Annotated in this window: 3 protein-coding genes and 1 tRNA gene; 2 read left to right on the forward strand and 2 right to left on the reverse strand. The window is 44.9% G+C overall.

Annotated elements, in window-relative coordinates; translation table 11 throughout:
• Window positions 1-33: 33 nt before the first annotated feature.
• Together ENI34_07605 and ENI34_07610 are read right to left on the reverse strand one after the other, a co-directional pair.
• Entirely contained in the window at window positions 34-4440 is a 4407-nt protein-coding gene (locus ENI34_07605; protein HEC78988.1) for a hypothetical protein, read from the reverse strand.
• A gap of 39 nt (window positions 4441-4479) precedes the next feature.
• Window positions 4480-4701, reverse strand: a complete 222-nt coding sequence (locus tag ENI34_07610) for a hypothetical protein (GenBank protein ID HEC78989.1) — start codon at window positions 4699-4701, stop codon at window positions 4480-4482.
• A gap of 105 nt (window positions 4702-4806) precedes the next feature.
• Between ENI34_07610 and ENI34_07615 the strand changes: the two genes are divergently transcribed.
• Window positions 4807-4882, forward strand: a tRNA-Met gene (locus ENI34_07615).
• Between the two features lie 6 nt (window positions 4883-4888).
• Window positions 4889-7388, forward strand: a 2500-nt coding sequence (locus tag ENI34_07620) for a hypothetical protein (GenBank protein HEC78990.1), incomplete at its 3' end; no start/stop codon positions are given.

Consider the following 7388-nt stretch of genomic DNA (forward strand, 5'->3'; position numbering starts at 1 on the left):
AGGAAGAACAGAATATCTTTCTGAATCGCGGCGTCATTTTATTACTCCGAACTTCTTCATCACTATGGCTTCCTCATTATCCGTCCTTGCCGTCGCCCTGAAGATATAGATGTCGCTTCCCAGATCAGCCACCGACATCGTCGTTTCATAGAGTCTTCCCCCTTCAAAATATTGTTCTTCAATAGAGTATATTTTACGACCGGACAGCGTAAAGATATCGATCTTTAAAAAGGCGTTTTGATTCAAATAGAACATAAACTTCACATAATCCTTGCGTGTCGGATTCGGGAATGCGAAGCAGGAATCTCTCGGCAAAAGATTTCCTTTTGTATCAATCCATACAGTATAACTTGTATCTGTTGAATTCCCGGCGGTGTCAGAGCCGAAGATATCCAGCTGCGCCTCTCCGATCGCAAGACCGATTATCGTATCAACGGCTGAAAAGAAATGCAGCGAACCCTGACTTGAGTCCTGCGTTACATCCAGTCGTAAAGAATCACCGGTTGTATCCGTCAACCAGACAATCGGCAGACTGTCCAACACCTCACTGCTTGTAAACAAAATCATTGAAAGATCACCGATATATAAAGTCTCGGGAGAATAAGCAAATTCCGGTGGAATGGTATCCGGCAACAGAATGGAGTGTATATATATACTACTGTCTGTCGTCCCGGGATTTCCGTGCAGGTCGGTCCCCCTGATACGGATATTGCCCATACCTGCGGACAGAACCGAGTTGTCGACAAACACCCGGCCGGAATAATGTAGGGCTGAATCCAACTGGAGTGTATCAAACTGAAGGCTGTCCGACATATTATCAAAAAGCCAGGCACTGGGCATTCCGCTCAACTGTTCACTGACGACGAAACTGATTCTTAACGTATCGGTCAGGTATGTGGTGTCCGGCGCTGTAATCGAAAAAGCCGGAGGAACGATATCGACTGAATCGATGAAAATCGCCCTTTCATTATAACCGCTGTTACCCGCAAGGTCATTCCCCCGAACCAAAACCACTCCACTGCCCGGAGTGATGCCGGAAACCAGAACATCACCCGAATAATAATAAGAAGAATCAAAAGTAATGGTAAAGGCAAGCGATTCGGCCACCGCACTCTTCAACCATGCCTCAGGCAGTCCCTGGATCTCTTCATCCACAGAAAAAGTTATGTGGAGGGTGTCATTAAGATAGGTCGTCTCCGGAGCGGTGATGACGAAAGCGGGATCCGTCGTATCCGGAATCAGATCTTTATAGTAAATGATGTCATAGGGAGTGGAATCTCCTTCGGTCCAAACAAGATCTCCGCCGAATGAAGAGGAAGGATATAGGGACTTAACCGAAGACTGACTTATATTTTCAGCCGGCAGCCAGCCAAGCTGATGGTCCAGCACCTTACGATAGATGTCGATCGAATCTTCCCAGAACAGATACACATTTCCGGAAGCATCCAGGGAGACCGTGGGGTGGTTTGATTTGTAAGGAGTCTGACTGATATTGGTATCGGCGCTCCACCCTGAATTCGGGATGAACTGCTTGTAATAAATCTCATAATTACCCGGGGTTGTATCCACCCAGAAAAAGTGGATTCTTCCGAGTTGATCCGCCACCCCCATCGATGAGAACGAATTTCCCGGTGTCGACGTCAATGTCGATTCAGCCAGCCAATTCGAACCGTCCCAACGGCGGTACCTGATGTCGAAATTCGGTTGGTTCGTCTTGTCACTGAAGAAAACATATATCCCGTTGAGATTCAGAATAAACGGGTCGCGTGACTCATCAACCGTCCCGCTTATGTTAATCACTGAATCCCAGAAACCCGAGGAAAAATCATAATGTGCATAAAAAATTTCGCCGTTGGCTTTTTCCGCCCAGACAAGATGAATATCCCGGTCCGACGTCGCGACGGCTGAGGGAAAAACTGAAGGACCCTCTGTTCTCGAGAGCCTTCGGGGTGAAGGAAACCAGTTTCCGTCTGCTGAACGCTGCCAGAAAATTTCATGCGAATCCGCCGCCTCTTCTTCCCAGAAGACATAAACAATATTACTGTCAATTACAATCAAAGGGTTCACGGAAAATTCGTGGCGTGAGTTGCTCAGGTCGAGCGGTTCAGACCAGTTGATGCCGTCCACCGAGGTGGTGTAGAAAATTTCTCCGGGAGAGAATGTAGAATAGACCGCATGAATGGTGCCGTTATAATCTACCGCGATCTTTCTTCCTGCGGGGAATGAAGTGGCGTCTTCGTTTCCCGAAATCATCGGTTCTTTATGTAACGTGAATACCTTTGTCGCGGAATCAAGATTAAAAAACCCGTCATAGACGTAAAGTCTCGCCTGATATATTCCGTCTTTCAGTAATACACCGGTACTGTCGAATCCGTCCCAGATGATTGAGTCCGGCGGTATCCCGATTCCTTCCATATTGATGAATTCAACAGTATCCCGAAGAATTTTTGCATTCCAGTAAAGAATGCCGTGGGTGTCTGAAGCACTGGTGTAAAAGACAATCTCATCATTGATTGAATCACCATCCGGTGTGAATGAATCCACAGAAGTTATCGACACTGAAGGACGGGTCGTATCAGTATACACATACACGCCAGTATAATTTCCCAAGAACAATGAATGGAGGGCGTGGTTGAATGTCAATGAATGTGCTTCATTACCGTTGAAAATCGGCCCCAGGGCGAACCAGCTGCTTCCGCCGTCAAGGGATTGAAAACATTGACAATCACTGGCTACGGCGTTAACAAAAAATGGAACATCATACAAAGTCTCAATGTCGTAACAGGCAAGATCGGGAAAACCTGTGGGGGTCCATGTAAAACCGCCGTCTGAAGAGCGCCTTACACCGCTGACACCGGTATTCACCCACTGAAGCCCGGCATAAATCAGATTCGGATAATACCCATCTATGGCGACACTCACAACCGCTGTGTCTGGTAAACCTATCTGATAGATAGTGGCGCCGTAATCATCACTCCTGAAAACACCGTGGTCAGTCGCAATATAGATGGTACCCGGAAGGTTAACACTCGTTGCGATATCATTATAATAAAGGCCTGAATCAACTGGTATCCAGGACTGACCGTTATCTGTACTGCGGTAAAACTGATCACTGGTGGCGGCATATGCAACCACGGGATTGGTTGGGTCAAATTCTATCGTTGAAACCACGCGGTACCCGAGATAAGAAAACTGCCAGCTCGCTCCACTGTTCGTCGTCCGGTAAACTCCCAGAAAACTACCTATCAGTATATTAGCGCTGTCCAAAGGGTTCACCGCCATTGAGGAAAAATAGGGAATGTTCGGAATCACTCCGTATCTAAACCAGGATTCTCCATTATCTGAACTTTTATAAAGGCCGCCTCCGAGAGTTACAGTATAGACCGACTGGAAAGATAAGCTGTTCGTCTTTATGTCATAACTGGCATTGGCATTAAGACTGTCATTCCTCTCATACCAGTGCAGCCCGTTGTCACCCGAATAGAAAAAACCTCCGCTCGTTCCAATGAGAATTGTATCTCCCGCCACTTCGATCGAATTTACGACCAGATACGGCAATCCCTGATTGCTCTGCTGAAATAATGTATCTCCAAGGAGTCCGACCAGAATACCGGCTCCCATGGTTGCGACAAAAACAGTATCTCCTTTGCGTGCGATATCACTGATGTGGGTGCTGGCGGTTGAAATTGTGTCCCAGGTCGTGGTATCAGGAAGGTGCTGGATATATAGACCGTCACTACATCCGGCATAAAGATATTCCAGTGAAGAACTGTCTATATAATATTTCAGCACCTCAACATCCGCTGCAGGGGTCGAATAGTTGTTCCAGGTGAGGCCAGCGTTTATACTCTTGAATATGCCGTAACCTTCGGTTCCGAGATAGATGGCCGGGCCAGCCGGATTCCTGGTGAAACAGGTGTAGTAAAGGGAATCGAGCAGGGAATTAAGGTGAGTCCAGGTCGCACCGCTGTCACGGGAAGAATACACCCCATGTACTTCAGTGCAGAGAAAAAGGGTGTCCGGTGTGTATCGAAAAATATCCCGGACAGTACTGTTCACCGGAACCGTATTGTTCTGCTGCCAGGTCAAACCTCCGTCAACCGTGAACCAGAGACCGACCCTTTCGGTCCCGGCAAGAAGGTGGGTGGGGTCTATACCTGCAATACATTGAATATTAAAGAATCGAATGCTGTCCCTTCTCGGCTGCCAGTAACCCGCATTGTTAAGGCGGTATACACCGTTGGCGATAAGGCCGATATATACTGTATTGCCGAGGGCTTCGACATCCAAGATAAAACCACCGTAAGGGCCGTTCGTCGTCCAGGTATGTTCACCTCTGATATCGATCAGGGGTGAACTGTTCTGGACAGCAGGCATGGAAAACGGTATATTACCTGCGCCTTGAAATAGGGTGAAGAAAATCAGAGCAAAATTCACCATTATTTAAGTATAATGACTTTTACCGATGTGTCAATATCTCTAATTTCTGACTCCTCTCCACTTTTTTATCATCCCTCCGCCCGCTCTTTTGTCATTCTGAAGGAGCCTGCCCGAAGCAGACGACTGAAGAATCTCAATGACTAATGACTGATAAAGATTCTTCGCTTCACTCAGAATGACAGAGAAAGAAGGCAAACTCAGATGTTGTCCTGAGTGGAACAAAGGAATGACAAATATCACTTCAATCAGTTCTGCTGACACTATAAGAAAAGTGGAGAGGAGTCAGCTCTAATTTACGCCGTACTTTTATCTGCATCGGGATTGGATCATTGACAATAAATTGTTTTTAGATATAATTTAAATTAAGGCGGCGTAGCTCAGCTGGCAGAGCAGGAGAATCATAATCTCTGTGTCGGGGGTTCAAATCCCTCCGCCGCTACTAATAATTATGCGACAGATTAAAGAGTATCTTGGGGAGACCAGAAACCTGAGTGAATATGTAAATAATATCTCTTCTCTCTTGAATAAAAACAGCGAAGTTATAAACAAACTCGTCAGTCAGTTAGAGAGTCTTTTCATGTTCTTTTCGCGCGGAGACGAACTCCTCAAGATAATCCAGGATTATTCAAAGACCCTTCAGCAGGATATTAATAAAGTAAAGGAACTGTTCTCTTCTTATGAAAGAACGCTCAAGGAAACAGGAAGCAGATTATTTGTGACGAGTAAACGACTCAGATCAACGACAGAGATACTCAGGGAAATTCAGGAAAACGCCGGGGTTTTTATTCAATCGGCTCAATCGCTGGCAAACCTCGCCAAGAATACTGAAATAAAAGCCCATCGGGCGAAAAAAGAAGGTAAAGGGCTTGCGATCATCGCAAAAGAGTGCTTGACCCTCGCCAAACTCGCCCAGGCACCGTTTTATGACTTCAGCAAACAACTGCAAAGGCTTAATAAAATCACCAAACCGGTGATTCAAAAACTCCAGAATATCATGGAACTGTCGACCGCCGCTCAAAAACTACTCGACAAATCCTTTGAGTGGTTGAAAATCATAGATGAAACGACTTCATCTCTGGATGAAATAATAGCACGGGTCGATAAGAACAATACCATCAACAATCGATTGAAGACCGTGGTAAACGAAGAACTCGGGATGTTACAAGAGCAACTTTTATCATCATTGAATACAATCGATGATATATCGTTGCGCTGCGCCCAAATCAACTCCCTTTCTCAAACTCTTGAAACCCTCAAGAGTACCCAGGGGGCTGTTGAAAAAATTGGTGAAGGCGGTAACGGGGTTTTAAGCGAACAAGTGAATTTCTTTATAAATGAAAACATACGGACTTTTAACAAGTTTTCAGAGATCAAAACCCCGCCCCTGTTTCATCGCAGGGTCTATAAAAACATTACGGAAATCATAAAACAGATTAACGCACTTGAAAGTTCTATAGACCTTCTGGAAAAGGACAAAGAAAACCTCGGGGTGGGAATGTCCAATGTTCTCGAGTATACAGAACAGATTGACGATTTTCTGGAGCAGACACAGAATGTCTGTAAAGATTTGAATAAACTGGGTGATGATTTAAATAAAGAGATTAAAAAAATTGAAAATCTTGTTTCGACCACCACCAAAATCTTTTCAAGAATAAAAACACTGGCCGTCTTCGCCAAGATTGAAGAGGGAAGAAGTGTGAAGCATCTTGATGTGATATCATCCATAGTACAGCAGTTTGTGGCGCTTGAGATGGAAACAGAAAAGGCTTTTGGAAAAATTGTCCCGCAGATAACCCAGCTCAAAAAAAATGTTCAGCGTTTTCGCAGGGAAAAGATCATCACGCTTCCGGAAGAGATTAAATATCCTGATTATTCAAAGATAAAACTGTTCCTCGACGACATCATCCGGGTCTTTAAAGAAGAAAAAGAGCATACCTCTGAAATCGCCGGTTCAGTCGAGGAGTTGAACCGCAACAGCTCTGTTTTGAAAGAAGTATGGCAGGAATACAGAAATCTCCTGCTTCGCCTCTCAAGAATCTGCACTTCTTTCAGGACCCTCCTTAAGAAACATCCGGTTGAAGCCCCTTCAATAAAGACCAGAAAGAAGGTCGTCAGAATCGCGCTGCCTGATAATCCCCTGACGTTTAAACCAGATATGAGAACAGACGTAAATTCCCATCGGGTCATCTGTAATTTCTCTTCGGGATTGTTTCAATTCGGTGAAGGCGTGGATCTGATTCCTGCTCTTTGTGAAGAATACGCTATTTCTCAGGACGGTACCGAGTACACCTTCAGACTGCGGGAGGGGTTAAAATACCAGAATGGCGCACCCCTTAAAGCAGAACACATAAAAGATGCGATAATCAAAACTCTGGAAGGACCGAATTTCGGTTTTTTTGATATGATCAAGGGAGCCAAAGAATATCTCAAAACGAGAAACAAGCATGCGATTGAGATCAAAATTCTGAGCAACACTTCTCTGAGTATGAAACTGGAATATCCGTTTCTACCCATTCTGGCGAACTTTGCATCAAACATCGCTGATCCGTATTTTGACAAAGATCCGGTGATCGGAACAGGGGCTTTTCAGCTTGTGAATATCGAAAAAGGAAATAAAATAATTCTGACGGCAAATAATCACTATTTTGAAGGGAGACCGTCCATCGACGAACTCCATTTTTTGATTATAGAAGATGAAAAAGAAAGTTATAATTTGTTCAAAAAGAGAATACTCTCAATATATATTCCGATGGGAGAGGAACTCAGGAATCTCCGCAAAGAAACGCCTGATTTGATCCACACCATCCCTGAATTATCCACATATTTTCTATGCATAAACTGTCAGAAGAGACCTTTTGACAACAGGTTGGTCAGAAAAGCGCTCGCCCATGCAATCAACACGCGGAAACTCGTCGATACCTTCCTCAAGGGAAACGCTATTCCCGCAA

The organism is candidate division WOR-3 bacterium, assembly GCA_011052815.1.
GTDB lineage: Bacteria > Hydrothermota > Tepidihabitantia > SM23-42 > SM23-42 > DRIG01.

Coding starts and splice junctions, on each gene's coding strand:
- ENI34_07605 (HEC78988.1), bottom strand. CDS start 4,440: ATGGTGAATTTTGCTCTGATTTTCTTCACCCTATTTCAAGGCGCAGGT.